A 20390-nucleotide genomic window follows, 5' to 3' on the forward strand; every position below is an offset into this window, starting at 1 on the left:
ATTCCGAACCCTCATCCCGGCGCGGGCCCGATTCTCGTATCGGGCGACCTTTCTCTAGAAAGGAGGTGTTCCAGCCGCACCTTCCGGTACGGCTACCTTGTTACGACTTAGCCCTAGTTACCGATTTTGCCCTAGGCCGCTCCTTGCGGTCACGGACTTCAGGCACTCCCGGCTTCCATGGCTTGACGGGCGGTGTGTACAAGGCCCGGGAACGTATTCACCGGATCATGGCTGATATCCGATTACTAGCGATTCCAGCTTCACGGGGTCGAGTTGCAGACCCCGATCCGAACTGTGACCGGCTTTGTAGATCCGCGCCCCCTTGCGGGGTGGCTTCCCTCTGTACCGGCCATTGTAGCACGTGTGTGGCCCAGGACGTAAGGGCCGTGATGATTTGACGTCGTCCCCACCTTCCTCACGGTTTGCACCGGCAGTCCCGTTAGAGTCCCCAACTTTACTTGCTGGCAACTAACGGTAGGGGTTGCGCTCGTTATAGGACTTAACCTGACACCTCACGGCACGAGCTGACGACAACCATGCAGCACCTTGCGGGCGGTCCGAAGAAAGGGACGTCTCTGTCCCATGCAGCCCGCATTTAAGCCCTGGTAAGGTTCCTCGCGTATCATCGAATTAAACCACATGCTCCACCGCTTGTGCGGGCCCCCGTCAATTCCTTTGAGTTTCATTCTTGCGAACGTACTCCCCAGGTGGGATACTTATCACTTTCGCTTGGCCGCCGAGCCCGAAGGCCCGACAGCTAGTATCCATCGTTTACGGCGTGGACTACCGGGGTATCTAATCCCGTTCGCTACCCACGCTTTCGTCCATCAGCGTCAGTATATAGTTGGTCACCTGCCTTCGCGATCGGTGTTCTATGTGATATCTATGCATTTCACCGCTACACCACATGTTCCGGCAACCCCACTATAACTCAAGACCTGCAGTATCAAGGGCAGTCCCACGGTTGAGCCGTGGCCTTTCACCCCTGACTTACAGGCCCGCCTACGGACCCTTTAAACCCAATGATTCCGGATAACGCTCGGACCCTCCGTATTACCGCGGCTGCTGGCACGGAGTTAGCCGGTCCTTATTCTTACGGTACCGTCAGCTCCCCTCACGAGGGGAGGTTTCTTCCCGTATAAAAGCAGTTTACAACCCATAGGGCAGTCATCCTGCACGCGGCATGGCTGGATCAACCTTCCGGCCATTGTCCAATATTCCTCACTGCTGCCTCCCGTAGGAGTCTGGTCCGTGTCTCAGTACCAGTGTGGGGGATCCCCCTCTCAGGGCCCCTAACCATCGTTGCCTTGGTAAGCCGTTACCTTACCAACTAGCTAATGGTACGCATGGCCATCCCTGTCCGATAAATCTTTAAACACCTTATCATGCGATAAAATGTTACCATGGGGCATTAATCCAAATTTCTCTGGGCTATTCCCCTGACAGGGGCAGGTTCCATACGCGTTCCGCACCCGTGCGCCGGTCGCCGGCGGATTGCAAGCAATCCCCGCTGCCCCTCGACTTGCATGTGTTAGGCCTGCCGCTAGCGTTCATCCTGAGCCAGGATCAAACTCTTCATTGTAATGCGTCATATATTATATGTCGCTCCAATACAATCCCTGAGCCCGGCACCAAAATGGTTTGTTCTAAATCTTCTCTGATTTACGCTGTCTGTTCCAATAATGCCAATGAACTTCTTTGTTCCATAAGCAAAAAAAACGCCCCGAAAGGCCCTCTTTTCCGCTACACCAAAACAATACATTTACCGTTTTAGCGGGTGCAAATATAAACAGCTTATTTTATCTCCGCAAATGGTTTTGAACTATTTTTTTGTCAAAAAAATCCCAAAAGCCGTAACTAACTGCTTTTCAGATATAAAAAAGAAAATAATTTAATCTATCTATGAAAAGAAATTCCAGACCAATCCAAATCGTATCACAAAGTCCCTGTAAGGATAATTTGGAGCCGAGTAATAAACAGGCTCAGAAAAAGGAGAATTAAAGTGTTCCAGTTTAAAATAAATCCTAGTCTGTTTTACTCTAGCATTTATAAAAAAGTCCAGTAAAGGAAACCCTCCAAACTCTTCTTGATTTTGGACATAGAATTCACCCAACAAGGGATGATATGCATTCGTGTTGTACGAAGTAAAGTACTTAAGGGTTACCCCTGTCTGTAAGAACATAGCTTTCTTAAATACATCCGAAGAAAAATAAAGTGAATTTCTAGTCAATAGTTGAGGAACATTAAGTACCTGCTGATTCTGGGTTACATCCTGAAACAAAACCGTATTGGCCAATGCCCATTTTCTCCACTTGAATTCTTTAAAGTACTTTACACGAAGATGATTTACTGTTTCATTCTCTTGAAATGGACGTACGAAGGCTGTCTCGGCCAAGCCAGCAGTTCTTTGTTCGTCCGTAATGGCAGATGCAAAGAAACTGTAGTTATCAATCGCGCTGTATTCTGCTTCAAGAAGACCCCATTTTTTTGAGTCCAGGCCAAAAGAGATTGTTTGATTCTGTTGTTTTTCAAACAACGTATCATTTTGCCAATTGAAGTTTTGATAATCGCTTTGATACAGCAAATAGTTAAAATTTGGTAATCGGGAAGTTAAATGAACACCCCCTGAAACCGTGGTGTTTTCATTTATTCCGTACGCCGCAGAAAAATCAAATGCATTCCCTGTCAGTTCTCCAGAGACGGTATAATTCACATTTCCTTTTAATACTAAGCTACCTATTTGATTAAAGTAATTGCCCCCCACGGATATTTCCTCCCCTTCCAGTTGGTTTTGTATCGTTTGGGAGTCCGTAATCAAAACACTATTGAAGAAGTAGTTGTAGTTGTATAGGCTGGCATTTCCAGTAAGCACCCCTAGTGTACTATTTGAGAATTCTGCTGAAAGTCGGTTGAACATGGTTTTAAGGCGCGCTTGGTCCTCAATTGGTTCCAAAAAAACATCTGACCCAAAAGCGTCCACTCGGTTTAATTGAACAAAGTCATAGAATTTGGTTTCGTAGTTAAATTCGTGACCAATTCTTATTTGACTTTTTCTTTTCTTGATTGAATCTTGGGCCGATTTGAATAAAGCAAATTGATGGTCGAAATAGTATCGCCTTCCCTGAATGCGGTTATTGGCGTTGGTAAAAAGAACATCTATTCTCCCACGATCCGTAAAATCACCTTCAGGATCATCTTCGAATTGTTCCCTGTTCGCAATACCGCCATTTTCTTCTGATTCTAAATCTTGTGCGGTTATATGCCCCCTAATTGTGTATCGCTCATTTTCGGTTCGATAGTTAAATGTTGTTTTGAAATTTCCCGATTGCGCCTGATTGAACTGATATTTTCCCAAGGAACGGAATCCTTTAAACCCAACCGCAAGGTTGAGTCTTCTGGTAACATTAAATGTCAACAAAGCATCCAGTAGTTGTCCCTGTTCCAACGTGGTCTTAAACATTAAATCCGACACCGGAGTGGCCACATCGTAGTATTTGATTTCCTCGGTTTCTTGATAATTAAAATTCCTTCCCAAGGCTCCCAATCTAGGATAGTAGTGATTTTCAGAAAACTGGACTCCTAGGGTATTGTAGGGTTGCCCTATGTTGGCAAATGGCATTAGCTCAAAATCGTCCTTTCTTAAGAAATTATAGGTATACTCCTTTTGTATAGTCAAAGTGGTATCCAAAAAAGTGGTATCCCTTTCATAAGAGATAATCCGATAGTCCTTTATGGTTATTTCGTTATCTGTTTTTAGGGACAATGAATCCAACCCTTTAGGAGCGTTTGGTATTTTTTTTACAACACTGTCTTGTTCCGTTGGTACTACAGGGATTGAATCTTGTTGTGCTGTGGTAATTGAAATATTTACGAGAAGAAAAAAAACTGCAATAAAGAATCTCATTCCATAGAATTGACGAACAAAGGTATAAGATTTGTTGGTATTGGAATGTGAAAGTTTTGCCATTAAAAAAAGTAAATAAAAAACCCCGGAAATTTTCCGGGGTTCTCTGAAAACAATACTTATTTTCTACTAATTCTCAAACCACATTGGTTGCTCCAATGGAAGCAAGTCCGGTGTGTTAGGATTCGCGTTTATTTCGCTATTAGGATAGTTGTATCGTCTAATAATGTCTGGCAAAGCAGCATCCACAGGCTGTTGGAAATCTGGCACTTTGTTACGTCTCCAATCCGTCCATCCTTCGATTCCACGGGTGAAATCAGAAATCCAATGCTCTTCATGGATTTTTCTTAAAGCATCCGCTGGAGAATCTGCAGCAATAGAAGCTCGCGCAGAAGCCATGAACGCATCTTTATCTGCTTGGGCAATTGCTCCAGGCTGACCATCATAAAAATCCAGAGACTCTTGAATACCGGCTCTATAGAATGTGTTAGCTGCCGCTTGACCACCGGCTATCCACCCTTGCAAGGCTGCTTCCGCCAAGTAGAAATTGGTTTCAGAAGCCGTAGCGTAGCGATCTGGCATATCTCTTCTAATGATGTTCAAACTAACCGCAGAAATTCCTTCAGGAGAATTTACTCCTTGATCCTGACCAACGAACGTATCATCCTCTGTCAAATCAAACCAAGTAGCTCTTCTTGGATCATCGGTAGCATTCATAATATCAACCAAAGTCGATGCAGAACCCCAAAACAAGTTTGCTTGACCTGCAAATTGATCAATGGTCTTCCATATAGGATTCTCATTACCAGCCGCCTCTGTATAGAAAAAAGTGGCGTCTTGGGCCGCATCCAAAATCAAAGGTTGGTTTGCTACCGCTTGTATTTCCGATTGAACCGAACCTGGATCTACATTGGCTACAAGCATTAGTGCCTTTAGTTTTAATGTATTTCCAAAACGTATCCAACTCTGGCGGTCACCACCATAAATCAAATCTGAAGTTGTAATAATATCAGTATCTGTTGCCAATTCCGCCAAAGCTTCGTCTATCAAAACTGGAATACCTCTTAACACTTGTTCTTGAGTATCAAAGTTTGGAGTTGGGAATTCAGACACCTGAATAGCTTCGCTAAACGGGATATCTTCAAAAATCTGTGTAAGATTTAAATAAGCAAAAGCCTCCAATATCTTGGCCTGACCAATGATATTTCTTGCTGTTGGGTTATTTTCCTCAACCAAACGTCTTACCTGCGCCAAATTAGACAATACCGTAGTATAATGTCCTACCCAAACGTTATTGGTTGTATTTGCACTGATATTGTATCTTTCTGGGTTAACAAATACCCCGAACCCGACAATGGAGGACCAATGTTGGGACTGCATATTCATTGCATTTAACTCCACAGTTCTGTTGGCGGATAAACCGGCCACAATAACCTGCGGAAACAATAAATCTGGTTCAATTGTAGTTGCCACAATCGGGTCAACATTCACATCTCCCTCAATGGAGTCGTCACAACTCACTACACCAACTGCCATTAAGGTAGTTGCAAGTAAGTATCCTGTTATTCTTAAAAAATTCTTTTTCATAGTACTAAAAATTAGCTATTAAATTAAAACCAATACTTCTAGTAGTAGGAAGTCCACCTCTTTCAATACCATCCAACTGACTGGCAGCACCACCAAGTCCTGATTCGGGGTCTATGTGTGGAACATCAGTATTGAACAATGCAAGATTACGTCCCTGAAGTCCTAGCTGAAGGGATTTTAGTGGAGTTCTTTCTAACAACTTAGATGGGAAAGTATAGCTTAGACTTAATTCCCTCCACTTGATGAAAGTACCGTCAAACACATTTCCTTCTATGATACTTGCGTTTGAAAAACCATCCTGATAAAAATCTTGGACGCTAGAGATGGGTGTCGTGTTAGGGATAACCTCAGTACCAGCACCCCCAGGTTGTGTGAAGGTATTCGGATCTACAAAGAGGGTCTCACGATCTACAGCTGTTTCTGAAGCCAATCCAGCTCTCCTTAAAGCACCAACAGTGTTTGAGAACAATAGACCGCCTTCTCTCCAGTCAAATGTTGTTGATAAGGTCCATCCTTTATACTTAAAGGTGGATGTTAGACCCATCAACCAGTCTGGTTGAATCGCTCCTAAGTCTCCTACTTGTCCTATCTGTCTGATACCATTAGCATCTACAAGAATAGCATCTTCGATTTCCTCTCCATCCGCATCCAAAGCTCTTCTGAACCTTGTTCCACGAAGTTGGAAAGGCTGCCCTTCTTGAGCACGAACGGCAATTGTATTAAATCCAGTCGCCAAATTCAGTGCACCTCCTTCGATTTCATCCAAGTCCTCAACAATTTGTCTGTTTCTTGTGAAGTTGTAGTTCAAGTCCCAGCTAAAATCGTTGGTTTGCAAGACTCTTGCGCTCAATTCCAGTTCCACACCACTATTGGATACCCCACCGACGTTAGTCAAAAATTGAGCAAACCCAGAGGTCTGAGGTGTCGGAACCTGAACAATATCATCTTCATTCAAATTATCGTAGTACGTGAAATCAATATTCACTCGGTTTTTAAACAATCCCAATTCGATACCTGCTTCCCAGTTTTCTTGGTTAGAAGGCTTAAGGTTAGGGTCCGTTTGAGTAGCACGAGAATTAAACGCTAGGTTACCGTCAAATGGGAACGTACCTCCTGTACCAAACTGACCAAAGAAGGCAGTATCTGGAAGGAAGAAGAAGTTCAACAATCCAAAGCCAGTGTCACCTCCTACATTAGCCCAGCTTCCTCTTAACTTACCGTAGCTAAGAATATCGCTTTGGATATCAAAGGCATCAGTAAATACAAAACTAAGAGATACTGACGGGTAAAAGAAACTGTTATCATCAAAGAAGAGCGTAGAAGACCAGTCATTTCTACCGGTGGCATTCAAAATCAACCAGTTCTTGTAGTCCAGCGTAACGTCACCAAATACACCAAAAATTCTTATCGTATTAAGGTCATTAAGAACATTGTTTACCTCTGCATTACCAGGAGCGAACAATTCTGGAACGGAAAGGTTTTGACCGAGATTTTGCAATCTTTCCGTTACCCTTTCATTCCATTGCGTACCTGCGTTAACGCTTAAATTAAGATTAGTAGCGATTTCCTTTTGATAAGTTGCGATAAAATCTAAGGTCAGCTCGCGTCTTTGGATAACATCTTGTGTGAAGTTACCATTGATTTGACCTATTGTCCCTACAGAATTTTGTAGCAGACGATTGTCGGAAAAAGTATCGTAACCTGCTCTACCCAATAAGCTCAAATCTTCAAATGGCTTATACGTAAGCGAAGCATTACCAAAGAAACGTTCAACCGCAATTTGTGGCGCATTTCTTCTGGCAATGAACAATGGGTTGTTCTGCTGTCCTCCCGGATCATTTAGTTGGTTTCCAAATTCGTCTATATCTGGATCGAACAACGAGAAGTCTGTTGTTCTTGGTTGCAAATTAACGATACTAGTTAAAACGTTAGGGTCATTTGCCCCACCAGCTGCTGTACCTCTAGTGTTTGTACGCACATAGTTCACACTGAATCGAGACGACAACTTGTCGGTCAAGTTCTTTCCGGCATTCAAGCCAATGTTCGTTCTGTTCAGTCTCTGATTAGGAACTATACCTCCTTGGTCAGTGTAGGAAACACTCAAGCGGTAATCGTCACCTACTTCAGAACCTCCAGCAACATTTAAGCTGTAAATACTAGTGAAACCTGTTTCGTAAAAGTCCTCTACGTTACTTGGGAAAGCCTCAAACGGAACTGTCTCTCCCGCAATATTAGTATAAGTCTGTCCTGCTAGAGAGGCAATGCTAGGTCCCCAACCTGAAGTATCTTGGTCACCAGGTCCTTGGGTAAAATCATAAACCCCTTGGTTACCAGCAGCAAATTCATTTTGAAAATCTGGTAAAATCAAGGGCTCATCAAATCTGTAGCTCGTGTTAAAGCTGATACTGGCAGATTGTCCTGGCTTCCCTTTCTTAGTGGTAATGATAATCGCACCACCCGATGCACGCGAGCCGTAAAGTGCAGCTGCAGACGCACCCTTAAGAACTGTTAGGGTTTCAATATCATCTGGGTTAATATCCTGTGCCCTGTTACCAAAGTCAAAGCCCCCAGTAATACGTGAACCTGTTGCAATGTTGGAGTTAGAAATTGGCACCCCATCCACTACGAACAATGGCTGAACAGTACCCTGTAAACTCGATTGACCCCGAATAACGATTCTTTGGGATCCCCCAACGTTACCACTCTGATTCTGAATCAGGATACCAGAAGATTTACCTTGTAATGCTTGCAAAACGTTAGTTTCACGAACCACATTAAGCTCTTCAGCTTTTATGGTGTTTACGCCGTAACCAATACTTCTCGCGGTACGTTCAATACCCAAAGCGGTTACCACTACCTCTTCCAGAGCCTCGGCATCTTCTTCCATCAGCACATTAATGGTATTTTCAGCCCCTACAGTTCTGTCAACTGTTTTCTGGCCCAAGTAGCTAAAACGCAATACTTGGCCAACATTAGCGGAGACTGTGTAGTTACCATCAAAATCGGTTTGTGTCCCCGAAGTAGTACCCACCACTACAACAGAGACCCCTGGCAACGGAAGACCGTTTTGGTCGGTCACGTTACCGGAAATTGTCTTCTCTTGTCCAAAAGAGAAATTGATGCATAGCAACAAGAAAGACGCTAGCACCAAAGTAAACTTTGATCTCATTTAATTGAATTTTTGAATTAGTCAGCGGCTAAAATCTTAATAAAAACTAAAAATTCCAAAAATTACTTGCCCCAGACCCCAATAAATGTTAAAAAGAGATTAATAATTATCAAATTTTGAGTTAATTCACCCATCGTTTATGGAATACTAAATTCTTTAACGAATCTATTTCTACTTTTTGCCGATGAACCATAATTTATTTAAGACCTATGGGTTTGGAAAGATTTAGTGCTCCAGGGCATATTGCTGGAACTGATGAGGCGGGAAGGGGTTGTCTGGCAGGTCCTGTGACCGCCGCTGCTGTTATTTTGCCTACACACTTTAAAAATGATATACTCACCGACTCCAAAAAATTATCCGAAATCAAAAGAGCCAAGCTAAAGCCGATTATAGAGAAAACTGCTCTAACATTTTCGGTCCAGCATGTATTTGAAAAAAAAATTGATGAAATTAATATTCTAAACGCTTCTTTCCTGGCCATGCACAAATCTCTTGATGAACTTTCAATTAAGCCAGACCTAATTTTAGTAGACGGTAATCGCTTTAAAGTTTATCCTTCCATAAAACATGAGTGTATAATTAAAGGTGATGGTAAATACTTGAGCATCGCAGCAGCTTCAGTATTGGCTAAAACCTACAGGGATGCCTACATGGAGCAAATTCATGAAGAATACCCCATTTATAATTGGAAGAAGAACAAAGGTTACCCAACGACAGAGCATAGAGAGGCCATTAGAGCATACGGCCTAAGCCCTTACCATCGAAAAAGTTTTAGACAGTTACCAAAACAATTGATGCTGGCAATCTAAAATCCTAAATTTGTTTCAAAATGACTTTATGAAACCTCAGGTAATTTATTTATTCCTGCTAATCTGTTGTATTTCCTGTCGAAAGGAAATAAAAACCTCGGATACCTTACTACAACAATTACCTCCCAATACTTCCTTTTATATTAAGGTTAACGATATGGCGAGTTTTCTAAGCCAACTAAAAAACTCCCTGGTTTCCAGAGAAGGGCAAATTTTAAATTTCATCGACTTAATCGAAGATAAAAGCGAAACCTTGGCCCTTGTACAAACTGATAAAAAAGCGCTTTTAGGATTTTATCAAACGGGTAGAAAGGACGATGATTTCATTTTGGTGGTAAAGTCTGAACCTGATTTTTTTGATGTAACCACACAAGAAAATTACAAAGTGGAAACCTTGACCTATGAAAATTACATCTTAAATAAACATGTTTTCAATTCCACGGAGGTTTTTACTAGTCAAAAGAACGGATTTCAACTGTTGAGTTCTTCCCAAATGTTATTGGAAAACGCGTTAAGAACTGAATCCTATTCAGCAAGTAGCAAACTGAATAGATTATACAAAGCTTCTTCCGACATTAAAACGGCTACTGTTTTTATAAATCTGAACGCTTCCTCCGCAACTTCAAATCCTATGGCCGAATGGACGAGCTTGGATATCTCATTGGACCAAAGCAAAACCGCTCTAAACGGTGTTGCCATTGCGTCGGATTCTACCAAAATGTTTATCAATTTATTTAAGGGAACTGCTCCACTGGCCAACCGTACTCCTCTTTATGCACCGGCAAAGACCGAAGCTATGCTTTCTTACTCTTTTGACCACTACGATGTCTTTCTCGAAAATCAAAGCAAATACCTTGATCGGGTAAAAGCAAAAGACACCCTTTTTAACACGGTTGAGGAAATAGGGGTAATCCGTTTAAACCAGCAAAAGGTAGTTTTTCTCAATTCTTTTGGGCCCGAGGGATTATCAGATTTTTTATCTAGCCAAAGAACAAGCTCCCTGGCTTATCAAGGAAGTGACATCCACGGTTTTCAAAATAAGGATTTGTTAACCTCCTCCTTCAACCCCTTAATTGCTGACTTTGAATCAAATTATTATACGGTGCTTGATAATACTTTCATCTTTGCCGAAACTATGGAATCCCTTCAAACGGTAATCAGCAATTATCGAAACAAATCGACTTTTTCGGAATCAACCACCTACAAAACTGCAATTAATAACCTTGCTAGTGAATCCAGTATGCTTTTTATTTCTGATAACAAGGGTGCCGATTTTTTATCAGAACAACCATTTTTAGCAGAGATTTTCAAGATAGAAGAAAGCAAGAAACTTAATAATCACACCATAGGAGCACAACTGGTTGCAGATACCCATTTTATGCATACCTACTTTTTGGTTTCCGAGACTGAAAAAGCAAGCTCCAATAACACTACCGTTCCTCTTTTTAATGTGGAGTTGGATTCGGATTTGGCAATTAACCCGGTTTTTGTGAAAAACCACAGAAACAATAAGCAGGAAATTGTTGTACAAGACCGAGACAATTTTCTATACCTAATTTCTACCAACGGGAAGGTTCTCTGGAAAAAGCAATTAGAGGGAAGAATTCAAGGAAAAATACACCAAGTGGATCTCTATAAAAATGGCCGTCTGCAATTGGCTTTTTGCACCAACAATGAATTCTTGGTCATTGACCGAAATGGAGATGATGTTCCTCCATTTAAAATTAAGTTTGAGGGCGGCAACCTGAATCCACTCGCCGTTTTCGATTATGAGGGCAATCGGGATTACCGATTTCTTATCACCCAAGGGAAAAAGGTGTACATGTATAACAATAAGGCACAAATTGTGAACGGGTTCACTTTCAAAGAAGCTACCAGTGATATTGAGAAAGCCCCAAAACACTTTCGAGTGTCAAACAAGGATTATTTACTGTTTCAATTAGCAGATAATTCCTTAAAAATTCTTCACAGGGCTGGAAGAGAAAGGATTCCGGTAAAACAAAAAATCGATTTCTCGGATAATGAGATATTCCTTTATAGGAATAAGTTCTCTGCAACTAATACAAAAGGGGTTTTGGTCCAAGTAGACCTTCAAGGGAACATTTCCAGTGCCAACTTCAATCTTAACAAGGACCATGGCATGTACGCCACCAGCAAAACCTTGGTATTGATGAACGATAATATTTTAAGTATTAAAGGAAAAAAGGTAGAGCTCGATTTGGGTGTCTATTCCAAACCCAAGATTTTCTATATCTACGATAAAATTTATGTGAGTGTGACCGACATCCAAAACCAGAAAATTTATCTCTATGACAGCCAGGCCAAGCCCATTTCAAATTTCCCGGTTTTCGGAAACTCCTTAATTGATATGACTGACATTGACAATGACAGAAAATTGGAACTGGTGGCCAAAGACCAAGCCAATTCCTTAATTGTCTATAAATTGAATTAACAACTTATACAGTACTTCAAACAAAGCATACATCTTGTGAAGTAACTTGATTTTTTTTTTGTAGTTTCCAATAATTTGAAACACAATAACTTACACTTACGAAACACTACACAGATGAAAACCTCCATTAAACTCTTTACAAGTTCTCTTTTTATTCTTGCTTTTTGTTTTAGCGGAAATGCCCAATTCTTTAAAAAACTGGCGAAAAAAGCTGAAAAGGCAGCAGAGCGCACTGTTGAAAGAAGAGTGGAACAAGAATCCGCAAAAAAAACAGACCAGGCCCTAGACAGCGTATTAGGCACAGGAAATGAAAGACAAAAGGCACCCAATACTCCAACCCCTCAAGGACCCGCCGGAAATCCTGAAAGCTCAGGAAATGAAAATACGGGGACCTCGGGTTCAGGAAATGTTCCAAGTTCTGGACCAAAGTCCCTGAATGTTTACAGTAAGTTCGATTTTGTGCCTGGGGATAAACTTTTGTTCGTTGATGATTTTTCTAACGATTTTATCGGAGACTTTCCATCCAAATGGAATACCAATGGCGGCGGTGAGATGGTAACAATTGATGGTTCTTCCAACAAATGGTTCGCCATCAATCCGGGTAGTTTTGTGGTACCTATTACAGATTTCTCTTTGCCAGAAGAGTATACCATTGAATTAGATGTAAGATTTTTGAATCTAACCAACCAAACCTCTTCAGTAATAGAGGCCCAGTTTATATGTGCGGAAAATGCAAACTTAAGCAACAGGGATGCTTTTGCCATGACTGACCTTAACCCAGTTCAATATATTGCAGTTGGTCCAGAAATCAGAAACAAGTTTCCTGGTGACCCAGACCCTATTCGGAATAAGATGAAAAGCGATTTTCGAAATGTTTATAAAGAGGAAATGCATCTTTCCATAGCGGTAAATAAAAATCGCTATCGCTTCTGGATCAATGAGACCAAGATCTTTGATGTTCCACAATTGATAAAGGACCCATCCAAAATCAATAATTTCAAAATATTCATGAGAGGTTTGAATCTCGATAAAGGTGAGCGCATGTTGATTTCCAACCTTAAAATTGCCGAAGGTGGGGTTGACCTACGTAGAAAACTGATGGCAGAAGGAAAAATTTCCACTAATGGAATTTTATTTGATTCCGGTTCCGCAAACATCAAACCCGAGTCTATGGGAATTATCCGTCAAATCTATCAAGTGCTCCAACAAGATGCTTCCATAAATCTTAAAATTGTAGGGCATACTGACGCAGATGGTAGTGAAGATAGCAATCTTGCCCTTTCGCAGAAAAGAGCCGCTGCCGTAAAAGAGGCTTTGGTTTCGGTCTACGGAGTGGATTCCGGTAGACTGTCCAGCGAAGGCAAAGGCGAATCTGAACCTGTTGGTGACAATAGCACTTTGGATGGAAAAGCACAAAACCGTAGGGTAGAATTCATTAAACAATAACCAAAAAGATGAAAACAAGACACTACGCCTTTGGGTTGCTGCTTTTTGTTTTTTGCACTTCCATAGCTCAAGATAATTGCAGCCAATACTACCCTATGGTCGAAGGCACTTCCTTTAGCTATAACATGTACGGTAAAAAAGATAAGTTAGATGGTACTTCTGTTTACACCGTAAAAAAGGTTACCAATAAAGGAGGTGAAACCAAGGCCTCATTGAATGTGAGCTTTCAAGGAAGCAAGAAGAATGAAAGCTTTGAAATGGACTATGATTTTACTTGCACAGGTGACGGAATTCGAATCGACTTCAACAGTTTATTACCCAACCAAATGATGGAGCAATATAGAGATATGGATGTTGAAATGGATGTTACGGGAACCGACATTGACCTACCAAACAATCTCTCCGTGGGTCAGGAATTAGCCGATGCTGATGTCAACGTTGCCATGAACATTAGTGGCATGAAAATGAAGATTGAAGCCAAAACTACCAACAGAAAAGTTGTCGCTGAGGAATCTGTTACAACCGCTGCCGGAACTTTTGATTGCGTAGTGTTGACCGCAGATATCTTTAGTAAGGTTGCTTTTGCCAATGTCAATGTATCGGACAAGTTGTGGTTAGCAAAAGGAGTGGGGATTGTAAAACAAGAGACCTACAACAAAAAAGGAAAGCTTGAAAGTAGGATGGAATTGGCTTCCTTCAGCAAATGATGTAACAAAAAATGTTACATTAGATATATCGACCTAGCCCTGTTCTTACTATAATTGAAATCATATTTCATTTATGGGAACCATTGATTTTAAAGCTCACTATTCAAAGAGTCTCCTGATTCTTTTAGGCTTCCTTTTGTTCTCTTTATCATACGGGCAAAACACATATAACGTTGATTCTTTAAGACAGGTATATCATCAAACCAAGAGCGACAGTTTAAAGATTGTTATACTGGAAAGGCTTTTTAGCAATTACCTCTACATATCCCCGGATTCCTCAAAATCGCACTATCTGAAAATGCTATCGCTATCCCAGAAAAATGAATTTGTCTGGGGGTTTTATCAGGGTTATACATACAAAGCAACCTATCACTGGGCTCAATCGGATTTGGATAGTGTCATTGTTTCCATGAACAAGGCGCTCCAATATGCAAAACAACTTGATGAAGATGGCAAAATCAGTGCCTGCTATAATAGAATGGCCATGGCGCATACTTACCTGGGACAGTACGATAAAGCCAAGGAATTAACCTATAAAGCCCTAGATATAGCTAAAAAAAGTAATAATTGGGAAGGGCTTTATTTTTCGTATTACCGCTTGGGCAATACTTTTTATTACGAAAATGATTTTGACAATGCCCTGGTCAACTATTTAAAGGTTGATTCCATTTTCCAGCATCATGAGCGAAAAGAGCCGGCTTTGGCAGCCTCACTTTCAAATATTGGCCAAATTTATATGGAACTGGACAATTTTGATAAATCGGAAGAGTATTTCGTACGCAGCAAGGACCTTTATAAATCCATGAATAGAACCGAAGGGGAGATGTACATCGGTTTTAATATGGGCAAATTGGAATTCAATAAAGGTAATTATCAAAACAGCATCGATTTATTTACACCTCCCCTCCAATACTACGAAACGGCGGCAAGCACAAATGATGTCAGTGATATAGCTGGTTGGATAGGAGCGGCCCATCTTAAACTCAACCAATTCGGACAAGCTAGGGAGTTTTATGAAAAATCAATTGATCTAGCCAAAAAAACCGAAAATAAAATGCTTGTTGCCAACGGTTTGATTGGATTGGCGGATGTGGAAAAACACTATGGGAATGCGGACATCGGAATTTCGCATTTGAACGAAGCCTGGAATATCTATGAATCATTGAATGTTTCCTACAACAAATCTCAAATTCTAAACGGTTTGGCCACTGCATATTTGGAGAAAAAAGAATATAAAAAAGCCTATGAATACCTGGAAGCATATCAAAGCTTGAATGATAGTATTCTTAAGGAACAAAATGCCCAAAAGGTAAATGAGCTGGAAACCCAATACGATACCGCCAAAAAGGAACAGGAAATATCACTTTTAAAATCCCAAAATGAATTGGCGGAACAACAAAAAAGAAATCAAAGAAATCTGCTTCTGGGGGGCATAGGGATTACCTCTCTGGCTGGATTCTTCTTGTTATTCCTTCTAAGAAACCGTCGGAAAACCACTAAAAAACTACGTGAGCTGGATCAACTAAAATCCAAGTTCTTTGCTAATATCTCCCACGAATTCCGAACGCCCCTTACCCTAATTTCAGGTCCTTTGGAGAAACGCCTGGAGGCAAAAAAACTTTCTAAAACTGACCAAAAAGATTTTGAAATGATGCAGCGGAATTCTAAACGTCTGCTGAATCTGGTTGATCAATTGCTTGATCTTTCAAAATTGGAGGTAGGCAAATACCAATTGCAAATTTCTGAGGGAAATCTCGGGTATTTTCTTAAGACCTTGGCAGAGGCCTTTGTCTTTTCAGCCGAAGAAAACCAGATCGTCTATGAGACCAAGGTGGACGATTTGAAAAGTGTTTGGTATGATCAAGACTCCATAGAAAAAATCACGGTCAATCTTTTGTCCAATGCGTTTAAATATACCGATAATGGTGGCAATATAGACTTTACCGCCAAACAGGTTTCCAAGGAGTTGGTTTTAAATGTGAGCAACACCCCAACGGAATTGAAATCCAGTTCGATTGAGCAGTTTTTTAGCCGTTTTTATCAAGTGGATAGCCATAAGGATGGTGTGGGCATTGGGCTTTCATTGGTGCGGGAACTGGTCCATTTACACAAAGGCGTAATCGAAGTAAATCAACCTGAAGAAAATACGCTGCAGTTCAGCATTACCTTACCACTCAACAAGGAGGCTTTCAAATCGGAATTGCTAACCGCTACGCATCCGGAGATCCTAAAACCAATAACTACTCCCCATGTTGATGCTTTGGAAAGCGATGCGGAAGAAATCAATCTCATTGCAGATACCGATATCCTGTTGGTGGTCGAGGACAATGGAGATGTTCGTCAGTTTATCAAGGCAAGTTTTGAAAACGAATATCAAGTTGTGTTGGCAAATGATGGTCAAGAAGGGATAGCAAAAGCTTTGGAATATGTGCCGGACTTGATCATTTCTGATATTATGATGCCAAAGACCGATGGCCTTGAACTATGCAAACAACTAAAAAGCGACGAGCGTACCAGTCATGTGCCCATTATTTTACTCACGGCAAAGGCTGATGAAGAACACCAATATGAAGGTCTCAAACACGGTGCTGATGCCTATGTAACCAAACCTTTTAATTCAAAACTGTTACAAACTCGGGTTGCCAAACTCATTGCATCTCGAAAGGAATTGCGCAATAGATACAGCCAAGAGGTCATTCTAATGCCCAAAGATATTGCCATCACCAATTTGGATGAGCAATTTTTGAATCGAGTCCAAGATGTCTTGGATTCCAAACTAACCACATCCTCCTTTAGCACACAGGAATTTAGCGAATCCGTAGGTATGAGCAGGATGCAACTTCATCGCAAATTGAAAGCGCTAACCGGTCTCTCCGCTTCGGAGTTCGTGCGCTCCCAGCGCCTTAAATTGGCAGCTTCATTATTGGAGCAAAGTGATATCAACGTTTCACAAATCGGATATCAAGTAGGCTTTAACGACCCCTCCTATTTTACCAAATGCTTTAAGGAAGCCTACGGCGTCTCACCCTCACAATACGGCAAAAATCGTTCCTAAACCCTTGTAAAACAGGCGTCACCATCGATGTTACATCTGTCATAGGCTTTGATACATATGTCAAAGTCACCCACACGGTATGTCTTTAGTTTTGGTCCAAACAACTACCAATTCGAACTAATCCATTTTAAATCCTTCATCTCATTATGAAGAAAAAGCGATATGAAGGCGTACTAAAAAAGGTCCCCCAATTTGAAATTTTTTTGAATATCAACCACTTGGAAAAGGGTAGATACAAATTAAAGATTATCAACAGAAAGAAAATAATCAAAAGCACACACTTTACTAAAGAATAACACCATGAAAAAAATCATCATTCCATTACTCATCATTTTTTCTGGAACCTGCGTGCTGCATGCACAAATTGGAAAACCCAAAGTAAAACCCAAGGTGTCGATTCCGGTTGGTCTTCCGACTACATTTGATGAAATCGTAAATGATCTTTCCAATGGGAGATGTCATGAACTTGTAGTTGCCTCCGTTCAGCTCAATGCTAGAAACAGACAACACACTGCCTTTCACCGTGAAGTACGATACGGGTCTGGAACCGTAGTGAAAAGAGGCAAATATCTCGAAATCGTCTTTCCGCTTCAGATAGGTATAAAACAAGCTAGTACCCAACGTACCCTTACTACCACAATCAAGATAAAAAAACAAGGGAAAAAAGTCAGTCTTGATATTAGAAACAGCCAATATTACCACCTTTTTTATAACGTGGAAATCATAAAAAAGAACAATGGCTATTTCATAACCGTTGAAAAGGATTTTGACAGTGAAACGGTATCCTTCACTTTCGCCATTCACCGAGCGGCTTGTTTAATCTAAAAACCAATCATCATGAGAGCATTACAAGTATTATTTTTTATAACGGCGTTCTTGGTCTCAAGCCCAAGCGTAGAAGCGCAATTCTGGAAAAAATTAAAGAAAAGGGCCGAACAAGCTGCAGAAGAAACTATCCAAAGAAAAGTAGAAGAAAAGACTGCTGAAGAAACGGAAAAGGCCATGGACAGTATTTTGGAGGCCCCAGGCAAAAAAATTCGAAAGAAAAAAAAGAAATCAAAACAATCGTCCACTGATGCTGAAGGGGAATATGAGGAAACCATGGAGGAAGAAATGGACTATGGCGCCATAGAAGTGTACAGCAAGTTTGACTTTGTACCAGGTGACCAAGTAGTCTTCTTTGATGATTTTTCAAATGATTATGTCGGTGACTTCCCCTCTAAATGGAATACGAATGGTAGTGGTGAAATTGTGACTATTGGAGATTCTTCGGAAAAATGGTTTGAAATGAAGTCGGGCTATGGGATTGTACACATGCCTGATGTGCCCAAGTTGACCGATGAGTTTACCGTTGAATTTGACTTGCTTGCCACAGGTTTGGATAAACAAACCGGCTCTACAGCAGTCCTGAAAGTTGGCGTTTCCGATAATTCTTCCTTTAAATGGGGCAACTTTGCGAATATCGATATCCCCTTTTGTCAATATCATCCCGTTGGTTTTTTTGCGCGAAATGGGGGAACCATCAACAATAAAATTGATGGGGATATACGCGACAAGGTGCTGGACCAAGTACATGTTTCAATCGCGGTCAATAAACAACGATTTCGTTTATGGGTTGATGAAGGAAAGTATATCGATATCCCCAGAATGATTCCTGCCAATGTATCTCCTAGCAACATAAAATTTGAAATCCGCCAATTTAAGGATGGGAAAGAGCGCTTGTTCATCAAAAATTTTAAAGTAGCTGAGGGTGGTCAAGACCTACGTAGAAAATTAACTGAAGAAGGCGCTATTTCAACCAATGGGATATTGTTTGAGTCAGGTTCAGCAAAGCTCCAACCTCAATCTATGGGCATCATTCGCCAAATTTCACAAGTATTGAATCAAGAAGATGGTATGGACCTTTTAATTGTGGGACATACCGATGCAGATGGAGATGACACTTTGAACCTTGAGCTTTCCGAAAAAAGGGCCAATACTGTAAAAAACACCTTGGTCACGGTTTACGGAATTGATAGTGCACGCCTACAAACCCAAGGTAAGGGCGAATCCGAACCTGTAAGCGATAACAGCACGTCAGACGGAAAGGCCCAAAACCGAAGAGTAGAGTTTATAAAACTATAATCCAATTAAAATCAAAAATTATGAAAACCCTAAAAATTATTGTTCTAGGATTTTTAATACTAACATTGGGAATCAACGAAGGTATTTCTCAACTGCGAGGAGCCAACAAAACCCCTTTGGGAAGCAAAAAATTACCACGAGGTGTAAAACTACCGGCAAAGAAACTACCCTATTTTGCCATGGGGAATTTTACCAATTTGGAATCCTTACCTGTCTGGCGCGTACAATTGCGCATTCACACTGCTAATCGTGATAAAGCGGGTACTGATTCCAAAGTCTATGTGAAAATGACGAACAATAACCAGCGTTTTTGGCTCTTGCAAGGAGGTGATGATAGGCAAAGAAATGAATGGGAGATTTATGACGTAGTGCTCACCGATCCAATAAAAGGGACAACGCTTATTCCCACGGTCAGGCAAATTACACAATTGACCTTGGGTATCAACGGCAATGATATTTGGGAGTTTGATCGGGTAGAATTGTTGATAAACAATCCAAAAGACCGTAAAAGCACCAATCGGGGAGGTAGTCCCTATACTATTTACAGCTACAATGCCAGTCAAAAAATAGCAAAACGAGATGGATATCGTCAAGAGTTTTCTCTAAGTAATCGTACCCTTCGCTCACACTACAAATGGAAGTCAAGTGCAAAACTGGCCAATTTTCCATGGGTCACCAGTTTAGGTAAAACCAATATTGGTTTTCAAAGGGAAGTACTTGAGGAAGTCTTGGAAGGAGCCATAGGTAATGCCCTGGGGCCGGGAGGTGAGCTATCCGATAGAAAATGGGGGCGCAAGCAAGGGCGTACCCATGTAGGCATCAAGCATAAAAGTAGTTTTCCAGACAACGTAGCCCGCTTGGATGTCGATATAGCACCATCTAGGTTGGTTGATGTCGAAGTGAAATTTAGAGTGGCATGTGATGGCACCAATATCAAGGCAGAAGTTATTGGTACCAATGTTCGCACTAACAGGGTTGCCAAGATATTTGCCACCACATTTATGGGTTCCCTGCAATATGGTCTCAATAAATTAATGGATACCGCTGTGCGTCCCATCTATCTGGAAGCAGACATTTGCCTTCCGCCAAAATTTACAGATGACCATCATTTACTATTTCTAGTTCAAAAATAAACAT

Annotated in this window: 11 protein-coding genes and 1 rRNA gene; 8 read left to right on the top strand and 4 right to left on the bottom strand. The window is 41.2% G+C overall.

Annotation, left to right across the window (positions count from 1 at the left end; genetic code table 11):
• Positions 1–58 precede the first annotated feature (58 nt).
• From ACSLUF_RS13675 to ACSLUF_RS13690, 4 genes are all read right to left on the bottom strand, one after another.
• A 16S ribosomal RNA gene (locus ACSLUF_RS13675) occupies positions 59–1582 on the bottom strand.
• A 318-nt stretch (positions 1583–1900) separates the two neighbouring features.
• Complete coding sequence (locus ACSLUF_RS13680) at positions 1901–3967, bottom strand: putative porin (RefSeq protein WP_435623324.1); 2067 nt, start codon at positions 3965–3967, stop codon at positions 1901–1903.
• A gap of 66 nt (positions 3968–4033) precedes the next feature.
• The gene (locus tag ACSLUF_RS13685) at positions 4034–5491 is read right to left on the bottom strand and encodes a SusD/RagB family nutrient-binding outer membrane lipoprotein (RefSeq protein WP_435623325.1); all 1458 of its coding nucleotides are present in this window, start codon (positions 5489–5491) and stop codon (positions 4034–4036) included.
• A gap of 4 nt (positions 5492–5495) precedes the next feature.
• A complete protein-coding gene (locus tag ACSLUF_RS13690; RefSeq protein ID WP_435623326.1) occupies positions 5496–8660 on the bottom strand; it encodes a SusC/RagA family TonB-linked outer membrane protein in 3165 nt (1054 codons plus the stop codon).
• Positions 8661–8869: 209 nt separating this feature from the next.
• On the opposite strand from ACSLUF_RS13690, the gene ACSLUF_RS13695 reads away from it, so the two are divergent.
• The 8 genes from ACSLUF_RS13695 (at position 8870) to ACSLUF_RS13730 (ending at position 20386) form a co-directional block, all read left to right on the top strand.
• Positions 8870–9469 (top strand): ribonuclease HII, encoded by a 600-nt coding sequence (locus ACSLUF_RS13695; RefSeq protein WP_435623327.1) that lies wholly within the window; start codon positions 8870–8872, stop codon positions 9467–9469.
• A gap of 28 nt (positions 9470–9497) precedes the next feature.
• Complete coding sequence (locus ACSLUF_RS13700; RefSeq protein ID WP_435623328.1) at positions 9498–11921, top strand: ribonuclease HII; 2424 nt, start codon at positions 9498–9500, stop codon at positions 11919–11921.
• A gap of 114 nt (positions 11922–12035) precedes the next feature.
• Entirely contained in the window at positions 12036–13367 is a 1332-nt protein-coding gene (locus ACSLUF_RS13705) for an OmpA family protein (RefSeq protein ID WP_435623329.1), read from the top strand.
• Between the two features lie 8 nt (positions 13368–13375).
• Entirely contained in the window at positions 13376–14074 is a 699-nt protein-coding gene (locus ACSLUF_RS13710) for a TapB family protein (RefSeq protein WP_435623330.1), read from the top strand.
• A 298-nt stretch (positions 14075–14372) separates the two neighbouring features.
• Positions 14373–17129, top strand: a complete 2757-nt coding sequence (locus ACSLUF_RS13715; RefSeq protein ID WP_435623331.1) for a response regulator — start codon at positions 14373–14375, stop codon at positions 17127–17129.
• Between the two features lie 300 nt (positions 17130–17429).
• The gene (locus ACSLUF_RS13720) at positions 17430–17954 is read left to right on the top strand and encodes a hypothetical protein (RefSeq protein WP_435623332.1); all 525 of its coding nucleotides are present in this window, start codon (positions 17430–17432) and stop codon (positions 17952–17954) included.
• A gap of 12 nt (positions 17955–17966) precedes the next feature.
• Complete coding sequence (locus ACSLUF_RS13725) at positions 17967–19253, top strand: phosphate ABC transporter substrate-binding/OmpA family protein (RefSeq protein ID WP_435623333.1); 1287 nt, start codon at positions 17967–17969, stop codon at positions 19251–19253.
• A 20-nt stretch (positions 19254–19273) separates the two neighbouring features.
• Positions 19274–20386: a hypothetical protein gene (locus ACSLUF_RS13730; RefSeq protein WP_435623334.1), complete on the top strand. Its 1113-nt coding sequence runs from the start codon at positions 19274–19276 to the stop codon at positions 20384–20386.
• Positions 20387–20390: the final 4 nt, after the last annotated feature.

This window comes from Flagellimonas sp., assembly GCF_965601775.1.
GTDB lineage: Bacteria > Bacteroidota > Bacteroidia > Flavobacteriales > Flavobacteriaceae > Flagellimonas.

What these genes read in the sequence shown, in the direction of transcription:
- ACSLUF_RS13695 (WP_435623327.1), top strand. Translation starts at nt 8,870, where the DNA reads ATGGGTTTGGAAAGATTTAGTGCTCCAGGGCATATTGCTGGAACTGAT.
- ACSLUF_RS13685 (WP_435623325.1), bottom strand. Translation starts at nt 5,491, where the DNA reads ATGAAAAAGAATTTTTTAAGAATAACAGGATACTTACTTGCAACTACC.
- ACSLUF_RS13715 (WP_435623331.1), top strand. Translation starts at nt 14,373, where the DNA reads ATGCTATCGCTATCCCAGAAAAATGAATTTGTCTGGGGGTTTTATCAG.
- ACSLUF_RS13730 (WP_435623334.1), top strand. Translation starts at nt 19,274, where the DNA reads ATGAAAACCCTAAAAATTATTGTTCTAGGATTTTTAATACTAACATTG.
- ACSLUF_RS13700 (WP_435623328.1), top strand. Translation starts at nt 9,498, where the DNA reads ATGAAACCTCAGGTAATTTATTTATTCCTGCTAATCTGTTGTATTTCC.
- ACSLUF_RS13705 (WP_435623329.1), top strand. Translation starts at nt 12,036, where the DNA reads ATGAAAACCTCCATTAAACTCTTTACAAGTTCTCTTTTTATTCTTGCT.
- ACSLUF_RS13725 (WP_435623333.1), top strand. Translation starts at nt 17,967, where the DNA reads ATGAGAGCATTACAAGTATTATTTTTTATAACGGCGTTCTTGGTCTCA.
- ACSLUF_RS13710 (WP_435623330.1), top strand. Translation starts at nt 13,376, where the DNA reads ATGAAAACAAGACACTACGCCTTTGGGTTGCTGCTTTTTGTTTTTTGC.
- ACSLUF_RS13680 (WP_435623324.1), bottom strand. Translation starts at nt 3,967, where the DNA reads ATGGCAAAACTTTCACATTCCAATACCAACAAATCTTATACCTTTGTT.
- ACSLUF_RS13720 (WP_435623332.1), top strand. Translation starts at nt 17,430, where the DNA reads ATGAAAAAAATCATCATTCCATTACTCATCATTTTTTCTGGAACCTGC.
- ACSLUF_RS13690 (WP_435623326.1), bottom strand. Translation starts at nt 8,660, where the DNA reads ATGAGATCAAAGTTTACTTTGGTGCTAGCGTCTTTCTTGTTGCTATGC.